At 39.5% G+C, this 14,649-nt stretch carries 13 protein-coding genes; 2 read left to right on the top strand and 11 right to left on the bottom strand.

Going from position 1 to position 14,649, the window contains the following annotated elements; translation table 11 throughout:
• Window positions 1-19: 19 nt before the first annotated feature.
• Both CRN97_RS08235 and CRN97_RS08240 read right to left on the bottom strand, forming a co-directional pair.
• Window positions 20-979, bottom strand: a complete 960-nt coding sequence (locus tag CRN97_RS08235) for a polyprenyl synthetase family protein (RefSeq protein ID WP_097076540.1) — start codon at window positions 977-979, stop codon at window positions 20-22.
• Window positions 972-2,969 (bottom strand): NAD(P)/FAD-dependent oxidoreductase, encoded by a 1,998-nt coding sequence (locus CRN97_RS08240; protein WP_177194928.1) that lies wholly within the window; start codon window positions 2,967-2,969, stop codon window positions 972-974. The genes CRN97_RS08235 and CRN97_RS08240 overlap by 8 nt, the downstream gene beginning before the upstream one ends.
• Before the next feature lie 226 nt (window positions 2,970-3,195).
• Between CRN97_RS08240 and CRN97_RS08245 the strand changes: the two genes are divergently transcribed.
• A complete protein-coding gene (locus CRN97_RS08245; protein WP_097076541.1) occupies window positions 3,196-4,101 on the top strand; it encodes a UbiA family prenyltransferase in 906 nt (301 codons plus the stop codon).
• Between the two features lie 80 nt (window positions 4,102-4,181).
• On the opposite strand, the gene CRN97_RS08250 is transcribed toward CRN97_RS08245, so the two are convergent.
• The 4 genes from CRN97_RS08250 to CRN97_RS08265 form a co-directional block, all read right to left on the bottom strand.
• Window positions 4,182-5,702 carry an alpha-N-arabinofuranosidase gene (locus tag CRN97_RS08250; protein WP_097076542.1) on the bottom strand — a complete coding sequence of 507 codons (1,521 nt, stop codon included), beginning with the start codon at window positions 5,700-5,702 and terminating at the stop codon, window positions 4,182-4,184.
• A 24-nt stretch (window positions 5,703-5,726) separates the two neighbouring features.
• Window positions 5,727-6,596 (bottom strand): carbohydrate ABC transporter permease, encoded by an 870-nt coding sequence (locus CRN97_RS08255; protein WP_083380764.1) that lies wholly within the window; start codon window positions 6,594-6,596, stop codon window positions 5,727-5,729.
• Window position 6,597: 1 nt separating this feature from the next.
• A complete protein-coding gene (locus tag CRN97_RS08260) occupies window positions 6,598-7,494 on the bottom strand; it encodes a carbohydrate ABC transporter permease (RefSeq protein ID WP_033154510.1) in 897 nt (298 codons plus the stop codon).
• A gap of 77 nt (window positions 7,495-7,571) precedes the next feature.
• On the bottom strand, window positions 7,572-8,993 hold the full coding sequence (locus CRN97_RS08265) for an ABC transporter substrate-binding protein (RefSeq protein ID WP_097076543.1): 1,422 nt from the start codon (window positions 8,991-8,993) through the stop codon (window positions 7,572-7,574).
• Between the two features lie 399 nt (window positions 8,994-9,392).
• On the opposite strand from CRN97_RS08265, the gene CRN97_RS08270 reads away from it, so the two are divergent.
• On the top strand, window positions 9,393-10,313 hold the full coding sequence (locus CRN97_RS08270) for an ArsR/SmtB family transcription factor (protein ID WP_097076544.1): 921 nt from the start codon (window positions 9,393-9,395) through the stop codon (window positions 10,311-10,313).
• A 4-nt stretch (window positions 10,314-10,317) separates the two neighbouring features.
• Here the strand turns inward: CRN97_RS08270 and CRN97_RS08275 are convergent, their stop codons facing one another.
• The 5 genes from CRN97_RS08275 to CRN97_RS08295 all read right to left on the bottom strand — a co-directional run bounded on the left by CRN97_RS08275 (window position 10,318) and on the right by CRN97_RS08295 (window position 14,475).
• The gene (locus CRN97_RS08275) at window positions 10,318-10,566 is read right to left on the bottom strand and encodes a DUF6171 family protein (protein WP_097076545.1); all 249 of its coding nucleotides are present in this window, start codon (window positions 10,564-10,566) and stop codon (window positions 10,318-10,320) included.
• On the bottom strand, window positions 10,559-11,506 hold the full coding sequence (locus CRN97_RS08280; RefSeq protein WP_179670715.1) for a glycoside hydrolase family 43 protein: 948 nt from the start codon (window positions 11,504-11,506) through the stop codon (window positions 10,559-10,561). Before CRN97_RS08280 ends, CRN97_RS08275 begins: the two co-directional genes overlap by 8 nt.
• Before the next feature lie 24 nt (window positions 11,507-11,530).
• A complete protein-coding gene (locus tag CRN97_RS08285; protein ID WP_097076547.1) occupies window positions 11,531-13,060 on the bottom strand; it encodes a glycoside hydrolase family 43 protein in 1,530 nt (509 codons plus the stop codon).
• 154 nt (window positions 13,061-13,214) lie between these two features.
• On the bottom strand, window positions 13,215-13,895 hold the full coding sequence (gene tsaA, locus CRN97_RS08290; protein ID WP_097076548.1) for a tRNA (N6-threonylcarbamoyladenosine(37)-N6)-methyltransferase TrmO: 681 nt from the start codon (window positions 13,893-13,895) through the stop codon (window positions 13,215-13,217).
• 55 nt (window positions 13,896-13,950) lie between these two features.
• Window positions 13,951-14,475 carry an adenine phosphoribosyltransferase gene (locus CRN97_RS08295; RefSeq protein WP_044938243.1) on the bottom strand — a complete coding sequence of 175 codons (525 nt, stop codon included), beginning with the start codon at window positions 14,473-14,475 and terminating at the stop codon, window positions 13,951-13,953.
• Between the last annotated feature and the right edge of the window lie 174 nt (window positions 14,476-14,649).

Consider the following 14,649-nt stretch of genomic DNA (forward strand, 5'->3'; position numbering starts at 1 on the left):
TAGTGAAACCACCCAAATATCATTTTTTTAGGCCTACATATGCCTTTGTGATAAGCCCTTCCAAAATCTCTCTCTTTTTACCAGAGAGCTGAAGTGCTTCTATGGCGTCAACGCCTTTTTTATAGTATCTTTCAGCAGTCTTGTGAGTAAATTCTACTCCACCGTGCTTTGATACCTCTTTCAAAATTTCTTCTTTAGAAATGAGACCCTTTTCTGCTCTTTCAGCAAGAGAAGCATTCTCTTCAAACGTATGAATAAGTGGAAGTGTAACTACTCCATTTTCAAAATCAGACTGAACTGGCTTCAGCGCTGTATCTTCACTCACTTCATAATCGATGCAATCATCTGTAAGCTGAAATGCAATTCCTGTATATCGACCAAGCCTACGATAAAGCTTTATTTCTTTTTCTGTGGCATTTCCAGCCATGGCACCAGCATGGAATGATGCTTCAAAAAGTGCTGCTGTCTTGCCATCTATGATAGATAGATATCTAAAAGTTCCAAGTCTAAAATTTCTGTTATTGATATTCTGACGAAGCTCCCCTAAAGCAATTGCCTCTACATATTTTGAAAAATCAAAATCCTTGTATTTATCTGTGTCATCTACACTGGCAATTTCTCTAATAGCTGAAGCCAAAAGATAATCTCCACAAATCACAGCATTTCGCTTGCCTGATTTCTTTTGAAGAGTTATCTGACCTCTTCTGGTATCAGCATCGTCCATGATATCGTCATGAACCAGTGTAGCCAGATGGAGAGTTTCAACTGCCGCTGCAAAAATAATTGCATCCGCAGGTACCATATCGTTTTCATCCATGGCACAGGCCAAAACAGCCTTTGCTCTCATCATCTTGCCTGTAGCCTCTGTCAGATAGGATGTATATCCGCTGATAAGGCTTGGTCCTTTAGTTAAAAGCTTTGCTACTTCTTTTTTTACTTGTTCAAATGCAGTCTCAAAATCTACTACATTATTAGTCATTATATAGATACCACTTTCTTACCCACTTAACGTTCTTCCAATGCTTCTTTAAGAATGGCATTAAGTAGTAATCAATACCGATTGTGTAACCACCGCCGATAAGTACTGCAATTCCTGCAAATATCATCCAGAATGTATTTAAGTATAAGCCTGTTGTTGTAACAAACATTGCCTGAAGTACAAGTGAAACACCTGCTGATAGGAATGTGAAGCATCCACCCATAAGTCCAAGACCAATGAGAATCTGCATAATTACAATAACAATCTGCATAAACATCTGCATACCATCTGAAGCTAATACTGCATTGTTTACGAACCAGTCTACAAATGGAACCTGAATCTTAAATGCAATATCTGAAATAGTTGATGATGCTAAATCAGTTCCAGAAACAAGGATAAGCTCAAATATCTTTAGGTTGAAATCAAATAGAACTGTTCCTGTGCTAACTGCTGCATCTGCTACTGCTGTAGATGCTGAAGCTACTGTATCAACTACTTCTGTTGAAGCTGAAGCAACTGCGTCTGTTGCTGCAGGATCAATACGTCCAAGAAGTGAATCAAACCATGAGTTTGCTCCACCGAAGAAGCCTGCAAGCATTGGTGTTGTTAACCAACCCTCAACAATCTTCATTACACCTTCGAATACCCAAACACATCCAAGCCAGAATCTAAGTGGAACTAATAAAAAGCTTGGTGTCTTGTTAGAAAAATGTCCGCCGAGGAAGCTTCGATTATTTCTGATTGTAAAGAACTCATGCTTTAAGTAGCTGATAATCTTTGTCCATCCCATAACCTGGATGAAATAAATAATATTGATAAAATGCTTTGCAAACATAGCAAAGAATGAAGCAAAGTTAATCTGGTGCTTTGCTAATCCACCTCTTGCAACACCGTAACGTCCACCTACGCAAACCATTACACCGTGGAACTTAGGATTGTAAGATTCCTTCTCGCCAGACTTTGTAATCTCAGCCACAATGTTCTTTGAAACTGTAGCTGCTGAGTGTTCTGCATTCTCTACCATCTGAGGAACTGGACGCTCCTCTCCAGGAGCTGTAAAGAGCATATTATCACCGATTACATATACGTTTTCGTAATCTACTGAACGAAGGTATTCATCTACCTGAATACGTCCTCTTCCGCCGCTCTGTACTCTAGATGCGATTTCTGATGTAAGGTCCGAACTTTCGATACCTGCTGTCCAGATAACTGTTCCAGCTACGTGCTCAGTAACATTGTCGTTTTGCTTGAGCTTGATAGAGCCTTGGCCAACGCCAACAACGCTTGTATTCATAACAACTTCGACACCCATCTTCTTGAGACGTCTGTCTACTTTGTTAGAAAGCTTTTCTGGCAAGATAGGTACTGGACGAGATAATCCGTCAACATCAACGATAGTAACTTCTTCTCTATCGATACCAAATCTCTTGCAAAGGATAGGTGTATACTCAGCAAGCTCGCCTACCATTTCAACACCTGTAAATCCTGCACCTACAACATAGAAGCTAAGAAGCTCTTTTCTTTTTGCAGGATCAACTTCATCAGCTGCCATTCTGAAGCAGTTGTGAATTCTATCTCTGAGGGCTACAGCGTCGTCATATGACCAAAGTGGCCAGCTGTTTTCTTTTGCGCCTTCAACACCAAAGTATGTTGGCTTTGAACCAGCTGCAACTACTAAATAGTCGTAATCATACTCTTCTGTTCTACCCTTAACCTTCTGTTCTTTAAAGTCTACATTTGTAACTTCATCTAAAACTACATTTACCTTTCTTCCGGCAAATATCTGCTTTAGGTTCATTTTGATACTTTCTTCACCAACACGGCAAGCCGCTACCTCGTGAAGTTCGGTAAGCATTGTATGATATGGATGCTTATCGATGATAGTGATTTCTGTAAGATCAGCAAGCTTCTTCTTACGAAGCTTCTTTTCAAGTTTCTTTGTGGCAAGAACGCCTGCGTAACCTGCTCCGATTACAACAATCTTAATCATGATTCATTCCTTCCTAGTAATTTCTTTTCTTTAATATTCTCCAACGCATTGCTGCGGAACCAAATTGTACCATATTCCATTGTGCGCTACAAGATGGAACTTGTTTAAATTTTCACAAATAGCATTTTGCACTATCTTTAGCTTATTTTTTGTGTTATTATTACCAACATAAACAAATTTGAAATTCACAGTTTTTTTATAACTTTTTCACAAATTGGAGATTAATATGATTAAGAAGTTTTTAAAGTTTGTAGAGATTCAAACAAAGATTACCAGCACATTTGCTTTTGCAAATACTCTTATGTATATGCTCTTTTTGAAACAGCCTATCAATATTCCTTTGATGATTATCTTCTGCATTGCGGCATTTATATTTGATTTAGCCACCACTGCAATCAACAACTATATTGATAGTAAGGATTATCCTGAAATGCTTCCATTCCGCCGGGATGTATCATTATTTCTTATAATATGTATGCTTGCTGTTAGCACAGTGATGGGACTTTATCTTGCATTTAAAACAGGTATTGTAGTTCTTTTACTTGGTGCACTCTGCTTTGGCCTTGGGATTTTTTACACCTTTGGTCCTATGCCAATTTCGAGAATTCCTCTAGGGGAAGTATTTTCAGGTATTGCTTATGGCATGTTTATTCCATTTCTGATGGTTTATATCAATAATCCTGATGAATACATTATTTTAGACTATAAAAATGGTGTATTATCTGTACACTTCATGCTTTGGCCATTGATAAGCTTTTTATTTTTCTCATTGGTAAATACATTTACCACTTCCAATATCATGGTTGCTAACAACACTTGTGATTTAGAAAAAGATGTTGCTGTAAATAGACATACTCTGATTTTTTACATAGGACAGAAAAATGGCGTACGTGTTTTTGCTACTCTTTACTACTTATGCTACGCCGCAGTGATAGCAATGGTTGCATTAAAAATTCTTCCTATTATCGCCCTCATCTTTTTACTTTCATTTCCTCTAGTAGAAAGTAATATAAGGGTATTTCGTAAAGAACAGATAAAGTCAAAAACTTTTATTACAGCAATTAAGAACTTTATCATTGTTAATACTTCATACTTCATTGCTCTTACACTGTCATTTTTAATGTACAGATAAAATAAAAACCAGCATCAAGCCCCGCTAAGCCTGATTGCTGGTTTTTTATTTATGGAAGGATATGAAAAAGAAGATTATTATTATTTCTTTAATCTTATGCTGACTACTGAGCAAGCTGGCAGTGTAACCTTCAGTCCATCTGAAGTCTTGCTGTAGTCCTTAAACTCTAGTTCCTTTACAACCTCTGGATTATCAAAGGTGTTGTGATCAGCCATCTTACCTGTTACATAAACAGCCTCGCATACGTTGTAAGCGCCGCCATCCTTTGTGAGCTGAACATCAACATCCTCTGATGATTCAAGAGAGTTGTTTGTTAGGGTAATAGTAATAACGCCATCTGCATCCTCTGATACAGACTCGAAAATCTTTGGAAGTTCATTCTTGCCCGAGCCTACTGTTCCGCCGTTAAGTAAATCTGAGCCAAGAAGTGTTGCTCCCTGGTGATGACGATACATCTTGAATACATAGTATGTAGGAGTCTTGATCATCTTTTCACCTTCTGTGAGCATTACTGACTGAAGCACGTTAATCATTTGGGCGATACATGCCATCTTTACTCTGTCTGAATGCTTGTTAAAGATGTTCAAATTCATACCTGCAACAAGAGCGTCACGCATTGTGTTCTGCTGATATAAGAATCCTGGATTTGTACCTGGCTCAACATCTGTCCAAATACCCCACTCATCAATCATAAGACCGATTTTCTTTTCAGGGTCATATTGATCCATGATTGCACCATGATTGTTAATCAGCTCTTCCATAAAGTAGCTACGCTTCAAAGTCTGATAGAACACTTTCTCAGTGAAGTCTGTAGCGCTTCCTTTGACATTCCAATCGTCCTCTGTCTCTGGAAGAGTGTAATAATGAAGAGAAAGACCATCCATGAATCCATGGAATTGTTCTGGTGTGTGGTCAAAGCATGTATCAAGAACTCCCTTTGTCCAATGATAATCATCCACGTTAGGACCACAGCAAATCTTTGCTATTGGCTTGTTTCCATTGTAGTTTCTAACGTATGTCTGATAACGTCTATACTCATCTGCATAGTGCTGAGGTCTCATGTTTCCGCCGCAACCCCAGTTTTCATTACCAACACCAAGATAGTCAACTACCCATGGCTCCTCATGACCGTTCTCTTTTCTGAGATCAGCCATTGGAGAAACACCGTTGAATGTCATATATTCCACCCATTCGCTCATTTCGCGAACAGTTCCAGAACCTAAATTTGCATTGACGTAAGTCTTACAGCCAAGCTGTCTACAAAGCTCGAAGAACTCATGAGTACCGAAGCTGTTGTCCTCAACTACTCCACCCCAGTGAGTGTTAATCATCTTCTTACGCTTTTCCTTTGGACCAATTCCGTCCATCCAGTGATACTCATCAGCAAAGCATCCGCCTGGCCAGCGAAGTACTGGAACCTTCATTTCTTTAAGTGCTTCTACAACGTCAGTACGCATTCCGTTTACATTAGGAATGTCGCTATTTTCGCCTACGTATAAGCCTTCATAAATACAGCGTCCCAAGTGCTCAGAAAAATGTCCGTAGATTTCTGGAGCAATGGTGCTCTTCTTGTTTTCGTTATTGATAACTAGTTTTGCCATTTTGTCCCCCTTAGTTTTTGTTGGCTAGCCTTTTACCGCTCCTGCTGTCATTCCATCAATAATGTACTTCTGGAAAATAAGGAAGATTACGAATATAGGTAAGATTCCAAACATTGATCCAGCAATAAGTACATCGTAGTTGTTGCCGTATGGTGTAAGCAATGTATTAAGTCCGATTGGAAGTGTGAACTTCTCTGCTCCCTTAAGTACTAAGAGTGGCCAAAGAATTGCATTCCATGAACCCATTGCACAAAGGATACCCATTGATGCAAATGCAGGCTTTGCAAGAGGAAGGATGATTCTTACTGAAATACCATATTCTGAACATCCATCAATTCTTGCTGCATCAAGCAAATCCTTTGGCAGTCCTGATAAGTACTGCTTGAAGAAGAAGATTGTTGATGCGCCGCAGATACCTATGATGATTACACCTGTGTAAGTATCAATAAGCTTTAATGCAATAATTTCCTTGTAAAGTGGAAGCATTAAGATTTCGAATGGTACCATCATTGTTGCAAGTACGATTGTGAAAAGTAGATTTTTGAATCTGAACTCATACATTGTTAGTCCATATGCAACAAAGTAACAAACTATCAAAGTAAGTGCTACCGAAATAATGGTAATTAATAACGAATTCTTGTACCACATGAAGTATTTAATACTGTCAGCATTGCCGCTGAATAAGTATTTGTAGTTATCAAGGTTCATTGTAGAAGGGTTCAAATCAATTGAAAGGCCTCTACGAATAAGCTCTGTACCAGGTCTAAATGAAGCAAGTAAACCTGCAAATACAGGGAAAATAATGATTAAACATAGGATTACAAAAAATCCTGTTCCAAGTATTGTGCCTACCGTTCTCTTAGGAGTGCCAGACATTGTCTTTTGCTTTGACATATTAATCCTCTCCCTTCTTGAATGTTCCGTTGAATATAAGCTGAGCAAAGTTGATGATAAGAGCAACGATAAGAAGTACTACACCTACTGCACATGCATAACCCATATCATTCTTTTCAATACCACGCTTGTACAAATATCCAACTATTGTAAGTCCAATATTGTTTGGTGATGAATTTCCTGCCCATAACATGTATGACTCCAGGAACATTGCAAGACCGGCATATACTGAAATTGTAAGTACGTAAACTGTTGTTGGCTTAAGAAGAGGAAGTGTTACGAACTTGAACTTCTGCCAACCTGTAGCTCCATCAATATCAGCTGCTTCATATAAAGAGCTGTCGATTGATTTGAGACCTGACAAAAAGTAAAGCATATTTACACCTGTCCATCTCCAGCAAGCTACGATTAAGAGGGCGAGCATACCTGACCAGCCCATCTTTAACCATTTATATGTTCCAAGGCCTAAAGCCGCTGTAATCATATTCATCTGACCTGTTGTATACTCAGTAAACATCAGGCGGAAAAGTGTACCAGAAATAACAACTGATGTTAGTGCTGGCATGTATAAAATAGCCTTCCATACACCCTTTGCCTTTACCAAATGACTATCAAGCAAAACTGCAAAAAGCATAGGAAATGGAATTAATAATACTAATGTAAAGAACATGTATTTCACACTGTTCCATACAGCAATATGAAATACCTTATCCTGTAATAGCTTTGAATAGTTAGCAAACCCAACCCATTCTGATTTAATTGCCCCAATATCCTGAAAGCTCATTGTGAAAGCTGTGATAAGAGGATAAACCCAAAAGAAGAAAAAACTTAATACAAAAGGTAAAACAAAAACGTATGGTGCCACCTTCTGAGAATATAAAAAGTTCTTGATTTTCATAATGCACCTTTCTCCATCTTTTAAAAAATGGGATGCCGGCCTAAGCAGGCACCCCTAAAATTCTACGGGAAAATTTCCTATTGTTCCATATCTATAGCATCCTGTGCCTCTTGCAAAGCATCATCAATTGAGTAATCTGGATCTTCAAGTACTTCGTTAAGTGTTGTTGTGCAGAAGTACTCATTGATTGTTGGGCTGATAGAAACTACTGAAATCTTTCCAATGTTGTCCATTCCGATATCAGCTAATACATCATATGGATAGTTGATGAAGAACTGGTTGTACTGGTTGTTCTCATCATGTGCGAATGCATCATCTGTCCAAAGAGCTGCGTTACATACGTCAAATCCAAGTGTATCCCAGATGTGCTGCTCGCCTTCTTCTGACATCTTTGCCCAGCAAAGGAACTCTGCTGCAAGATCAATATTCTCAGACTGCTGTGTAACAACTGTACCTGTACCACCAATACCTACAGAACAAATCTGGCCTTCCTCGAATACAGGGCACTTAGCAATGTACCAGTTGCCTGCTTCATCTGGCATGTAGTTTGTGAAACGTGACATATACCACATTGCCTTAGGGAATGAAACGATGTTTCTATCCATAATGTTCTGGAAGCCCGCCTCAAGGTCAACATGTCCGTCTGGAGAAACCTCTGCAAGACCTGACTTTAACCAATCCTGCTGCATTGAAAGCATGTTCTTAACTGAATCAAGCTGAACGTTTGCTGGATCATCGAAACCGCCTGTCCAGTCATCACCATACTCAGCCATTGCAATCCAGAGCCAATCAACACCGCCTGTATCAACTGATGTCCAGTACTTACCTTCCTCAGAAACAGTTCCTAAGTACTCTTCACCAAGTGCTGCATAATCATCCCAAGTCTTAACTGCATCAATCTTAGCAATTACTTCATCCTGTGTAAGTCCCATAGCTTCTGACATTGCAGCTACGTTGTAGTACATTACTGTAGCACCTACATGGTAAGGAGCTCCGTAGTAGTTACCATCTTCACCCTGATATGTTTCCATACGAGCTGTAACCATTGTATCAAGGTAATCAGCAGCGTAATCATTTAAAGGTACAAGCCACTGATCAAGACCTTCAACTACGTTAGGGAACTGACCTACTTCTACGTCACAGATATCTGGAGCACCTGTGCCAGCTTCAAGAGCTGTAAGAAGCTTTGTGTGCATATCGCCATATGGATATGTTGTACATGTAATTTCGATTGTGTTGTCTGGATGCTGCTTGTTCCACTCCTCAGCCATAACACCGTAGTGCTGACCGTGAAGCTCAACGAATGTCCACATCTCTAAGTGTGTACCATTTGGATCACCAAATGTGTTTGTTACGACCTCAGATTCTGCTGTTTCCTCAGCAGCTTCTTCTGTAGCAGCATCAGGATCTACCCCACCCTCTGAAGCGCCACCGCAACCAGCAAATAAACTAGCTGCCATTGATGTGCAAAGAAGTGCACTAATCAATTTCTTCTTCATTCTTCTCCTCCTTTTGTAAAAAAGAAATGTTGTAATTGTTTCGAGCTTTTATAAATAGTACAATTAACTGAGGCTTGGTAGTTAATCAACATATTTTTCTTAAAGCTCATTAACTATTATGGTTTAATTATAACCTGCCACTTCAGCAAGTCAATAATTATTTTAGATTTTTCTAAAGTAATTTGGATGTTCTTTTAATATTCACAAAAAAGCCACGGATGATTTAGCAATTATTAACAAGTTGTTTGTCAATTCGAGCTTTAAAGTGTATATTTTCATTAATAAATTTATCTTTTGCTAAAATAATAGAATTCTAATGCTCAACTATATTGACACCCATTTTGTTAAATTTTATAATTAAGGGTAATATTTTAAGAAATCATAAAAAGGAGAAACGTTATGATACACATAACTTCCCTGGATGATGGAGTCGAGCTTTTTAAAGCTTTAGGTTCTGATGTTCGTATTCAGATTCTAAACATACTATTAGAAAACGACCGCATGAGCATGAATCAGCTTGCTACTCAGCTAAATCTTAGCAACGGCGCTCTCACTGGTCACATTAAAAAGCTTGAAGAATGCGGACTCATCTCCACTTCTAACGAATCTGCCAGTCACGGCAATTCAAAGCTATGCTCAGTAATTCAAGACAAAATAGTCATAGAAATAGAAAAACCACTTGATTTAGCAAACGTATCTACTACAGATATTAAAGTGGGACAGTTTTCAAAATACGATATTTGCCCAACTTGTGGCCTTGCCAACAGCGCATCTGTTATTGGTGAAATCGATGATGCAAGATACTTTGCTCATCCAGATCACTTCAACGCAGATATTCTGTGGTTCACAAAGGGCTACGTAGAGTATGCTTTGCCAAATCTTGTTCCTAGCAACAACAATATCACTCAGATTTCCATTTCATTTGAGATTTCATCTGAAGCTCCTGGTATTGATAACAATTGGCCAAGTGATATCTCTTTCTCTATCAACGATCAAAAGGTTGGTATGTGGACTAGCCCTGGGGATTTCGGTGGTGAAATACTTGGAATGTTTACACCTGACTGGTGGCCACCAAACTGGAATCAGTATGGTCTCTTAAAGCTTCTTGTTGTAAATAAATTTGGAACTTATATTGATGGTCTTCAGATTTCAGATATTACAATAGACGATTTGAACCTCAAACCTGGACAGCCACTTGATTTCCGCATCGCCGTTGAAGACGACGCAGAGCACATTGGTGGTGTCACACTGTTTGGTAAGACATTTGGTAACTATGGTCAGGATATTAGAGTATCCATCAACTATAGCCCAATCAATTAAATATCTACCATGATTTACGTGGACAATGGGCAGCCTTCATGGCTGCCCTTAATTCTACATAGCATCCACAAGACATGCATGTTCCTGCATTTAGCTGGACGCAATTTTTACAGAGGGCCAGGCGGCGCTCGTATTCATCTGCATCCACCTGGTCCTGTGCTTTAAGTTCATTTTTGTATTTTTCAATCATTTCAGCATCTGCTCTTGTCATATCTCTAAGCAGACATCTTGCACAAACTCTTTTTTCAATCATAATTAAACACTGGTCTTCCATCCTGCCAACCAAACTTCATAAGCATTGCATGGCGATTTGGATTGTAAAGTGGATCCCCCACAATCTCTGTTTCTGTTCTAGCGTGATAAACAAGGATATCATTGCCCTCTTCATCTACTGTAAATGAATTGTGGCCTGGGCCGTACACTACATGCTCTGGCGATGAAGCAAGAACTGGATAACGCTCCTTTTTCCAAGATAATGGATCAAGCAAATCGCTATCTGCATCTGCTGTAAGCATTCCCATGCAATAGTTAATTCCTGTATCACTTGCAGAGTAAGTAACGAAAATCTTGCCGTTGCGCTGAAGTACAGCAGGACCTTCATTTACCCAATAGCCATGACGTTCCCAGTCATAATCAGGTGTAGTGAGAAGTACCTGTTCTGTTTCTAACGTATATCCGTTTTTCATTCTGGCAATATAAAGGTTAGAGATTTGCTTGCCTACGCTAACTTTCTCTGCCCAAATATAATACCATTTTCCATCATTTTCGAACACTGTTGCATCGAGAGAAAATGCCTCAAATGAAAACTCATCACTATCAGCTCTTGTCATTTTGCCCTTTTCAATCCACTCATCATGAATAGGATCATCTCCCTGGCATTCAAGAACATATGGACGAATCTTCCAAATATCCTCTACCTCTCCACCTGCATAGTAAATGTACCATTTACCAAAAAGATAATGTAGTTCAGGAGCCCAAATGTGCTTAGACATTGGGCCACTTTCATGCTTATGCCAAATTTCCACTTCCCCAGCGGCCGCAAGGCCCTCCAATGTGTCGCTTACACGCAACACAATTTTATCGTATTCAGGCACAGAGGCAGTAAAGTAATACTTGCCATCTGTGTGTCTGTATATATATGGATCTGCGCGCTGCAAAATCCATGGTTTATTGTATTCAAAATTCTTGTCCATTTTCACTCTCCATATATATCCTTATTAATATTTTACTCCCCATACACTCTCGTTACTTCCAACAGCTGAGAATGTCATGCATTCTGTGCCGGCTTCATCCTGCATCTTGCAGAATACGCCACTATAATCTGTGCCATCAACTGTGATGTTCATATAGTATGTGCCATCAGTCATAGTCCATGTACCAGATACTTCATTTCCCTCACATGTGCCATCTGCATTCAGATATATGATTATCGGATTTGCGATATCACTTGAAATATCTGTGCCCTGATTGATGAAATAGTATCTTCCCTCTACCTCATCCATGCTATAACCGGTTTCAGAAACAGTCTCCCCCTGAGTCTGATAAGGTAAATTGCATGGCCATCCTTCGGCATTCATAAGCATCTGATGCACTCTTGGGGAATGATTCTCTCCTCCATCGTTGAAACGAGTGTGATAAACCAAATACTCTTTTCCATCGCTATCTACAAAAGCAGAGTTGTGGCCTGTGGCCATGTATGCTCTGTCCAAGCTAGGCAGCTTATAGTTACCTGAAAGCTTAAGTCCGTAGTTTTCATGCATTGCACTCTTCTGTGGATATTCGCCATTCATATCTACATATTCACCGTCCACTGTTTTAGAACGGAACACACGAATCTGATATCCACCATTGCTTGTCAAAGTACCATAAGATACAAACAGATAGTAATAATCTGTGTTAGCATCATACATAATATATGGTCCTTCAATGGAAATGTGTCCACCACCAAGAAGCTTCTTGCCATAGTATGGATCCACATTGTTTGCCTCATCAGCTTCTGGGTGAATCACAAGACCTGTCTTAGGATTAAGCTCCAGTAAGAATATACCACCAGACCATGAGCCATAAACCATCCACATTCTTCCATCAGCATCGTAAAATACTGTAGGGTCGATTGCATTTGGATAATCTTCGTAATTGTAACCACCGCTTTTAATGTAGTTTTTCTTTACATAGTCCTTATCAACATAATCAAGTACATCTGTAGAATCCACATTGCTAAGGTTAAAGCCTGAATAAATTAGTGGTGCCTGCCATTCAAATGGGCCCTCTGGCGATTCGCTGGTACCAAAGCAAAGATTTGACGCATTAAATGTACTGGTTGTGCAGTAGTACATGTAGTAAAGGTTTGTAGTTTCGTTGTAAATAACATCCGGCGCCCACACATGTGTGCCGCCATCGTCTGTTTTGATAACACTATCCTTTGATCCTGAATAAGCAAAGGCTTCATCTGCCACATCATAAATCTGGCCATAAACAGGGTTGGATTTCATATAACCATCGCCAATCATTTCCCAATTCAATAAATCGGTACTTTTTGCAGCGGTCATATGACTGCCGTAAATGTAGTATGTTCCATCAACTTCTAAAATGGATGGGTCATGGACTGAAGCGCCCGAAGAAACGTCGCCTGTGGCAATGCCATCATAGCTGACGGTATAATTTTTCTCTTTAGATTCAGAGCTTGAGCAAGCCACTAGACCTCCAACCATAGAAACTGCTAGAACACATGAAATCAATTTTTTCATGCGTTATCCTCCATTAATAAGTCGAAAATCTTCAGACATCAAGCCCCTTATAAAAATGTTTGAAGATAAAAATAACTGCCCAGAACACTAATGTTTTGGACAGTTCTAATATATCAAATCTATTTTAAGAACACAATATTTATTTTAAATATTTCTAAAGTAATTTGATAACTTCTTTAACTATAAGTGAATCATTTTCAGATTCAAACACTATATCGTACCCATGATAAGCTAATCTGAAATCACGATTCTTGCCTCTATCATAACCTGCTCGAGGATCCTGGCTGAGGACATCTATTGCAGACTGACGCAGATTTTCAGGAAGCTTGGCTAAAAGTTCTTCTGGAAACTCCACCTTAACCTGAGCTCCCTTTGAAAGGGAATCGGTAAAGCCGCCCCTGGCATCAGGATGAGCATCTGCATAAGGGATGTATGGCTTTATATCGTAAATAGGTGTGCCATCCAGCATGTCTACTCCGCTGACCACAAGCACTGTGCCCTCTTTTTCAGTTTGCTTTACCTCTATCAGCTTTACAGATGAAAGGCCGATGTTGTTTGGACGATATGGCGCACGGGTAGCAAACACTCCCATGTGCTTTTCTCCGCCTAGCCTAGGTGGGCGAACAGTGCCCCCTTCCAAAGGCTTGTTTTTAGAAAAGCCCCACAGCAGCCACAGATAATCATAGTCTGTGATACCATCGATAAAGGTAGGATTTCTAAACTCCTCCGTAAATACGATATAGCCTATTTCATCTGAAACAAGACCGCTCTGCCTTGGTATTCCAAACTTTTGCGTAAAGCCTGTATGTATAAATGCTATTTCTTTTAATTCCATCAATACCTCTTAATAATAAAAGGCAGTACAAAATGTACTGCCCAAAAATCGTATATTACTTTCCTTCGTATGTAACAACTGACTCTACGTCGTACTTTGCAAGCTTCTCACGTCCGTTAAGACCTGCGAGCTCCATAAGGAAGATGATTTTAACAACTTCGCCGCCAAGCTCCTCAACAAGCTGAGCTGCTGCTTCGATTGTACCACCTGTAGCGATAAGATCATCTACGATAACAACCTTCTGACCTGGCTTAACTGCATCCTTATGCATCTCGATTGTAGCTGTGCCGTACTCAAGATCATATGTCTTTTCGATAGTTTCACATGGAAGCTTACCCTTTTTACGAATGAGAACAAATGGCTTGCCAAGTGCGTATGCAAGTGGTGCACCAAAGATGAATCCGCGGCTCTCTGCGCCTGCGATAACATCACAATCAACATTCTCAATAAGCTTCTTCATTTCGTCTATAGCAAGTCGGAACCCTTCCGCATCCTGCAAGATGCTAGTAACATCTCTAAACATGATACCTGGCTCTGGGAAATCTGGAATAGTTCTGATGTAATCTTCTACTTTTTTCATATGACTCCTTCTATTAATGGCCGCATAATTTCCAATGGAGCGGCAAATTAAAGTCGGATAAGAATTTTATCCTAATAAATTATAAGTTTTTTAGGCACTTTTTTCAAGCATATTCCAATGCATTTAAAAAGGGGCCCCGAAGGACCCCAATTTGTGGATAGTACTCGAAAGTAC

It is taken from the genome of Pseudobutyrivibrio ruminis DSM 9787 (assembly GCF_900218035.1).
Lineage (GTDB): Bacteria > Bacillota > Clostridia > Lachnospirales > Lachnospiraceae > Pseudobutyrivibrio > Pseudobutyrivibrio ruminis.

Bases quoted from the DNA above. Each gene is read 5' to 3' on its own strand.
- CRN97_RS08235 (WP_097076540.1), bottom strand. From the start codon at position 979: ATGACTAATAATGTAGTAGATTTTGAGACTGCATTTGAACAAGTAAAA.
- CRN97_RS08240 (WP_177194928.1), bottom strand. From the start codon at position 2,969: ATGATTAAGATTGTTGTAATCGGAGCAGGTTACGCAGGCGTTCTTGCC.
- CRN97_RS08245 (WP_097076541.1), top strand. From the start codon at position 3,196: ATGATTAAGAAGTTTTTAAAGTTTGTAGAGATTCAAACAAAGATTACC.
- CRN97_RS08250 (WP_097076542.1), bottom strand. From the start codon at position 5,702: ATGGCAAAACTAGTTATCAATAACGAAAACAAGAAGAGCACCATTGCT.
- CRN97_RS08255 (WP_083380764.1), bottom strand. From the start codon at position 6,596: ATGTCAAAGCAAAAGACAATGTCTGGCACTCCTAAGAGAACGGTAGGC.
- CRN97_RS08260 (WP_033154510.1), bottom strand. From the start codon at position 7,494: ATGAAAATCAAGAACTTTTTATATTCTCAGAAGGTGGCACCATACGTT.
- CRN97_RS08265 (WP_097076543.1), bottom strand. From the start codon at position 8,993: ATGAAGAAGAAATTGATTAGTGCACTTCTTTGCACATCAATGGCAGCT.
- CRN97_RS08270 (WP_097076544.1), top strand. From the start codon at position 9,393: ATGATACACATAACTTCCCTGGATGATGGAGTCGAGCTTTTTAAAGCT.
- CRN97_RS08275 (WP_097076545.1), bottom strand. From the start codon at position 10,566: ATGATTGAAAAAAGAGTTTGTGCAAGATGTCTGCTTAGAGATATGACA.
- CRN97_RS08280 (WP_179670715.1), bottom strand. From the start codon at position 11,506: ATGGACAAGAATTTTGAATACAATAAACCATGGATTTTGCAGCGCGCA.
- CRN97_RS08285 (WP_097076547.1), bottom strand. From the start codon at position 13,060: ATGAAAAAATTGATTTCATGTGTTCTAGCAGTTTCTATGGTTGGAGGT.
- tsaA (WP_097076548.1), bottom strand. From the start codon at position 13,895: ATGGAATTAAAAGAAATAGCATTTATACATACAGGCTTTACGCAAAAG.
- CRN97_RS08295 (WP_044938243.1), bottom strand. From the start codon at position 14,475: ATGAAAAAAGTAGAAGATTACATCAGAACTATTCCAGATTTCCCAGAG.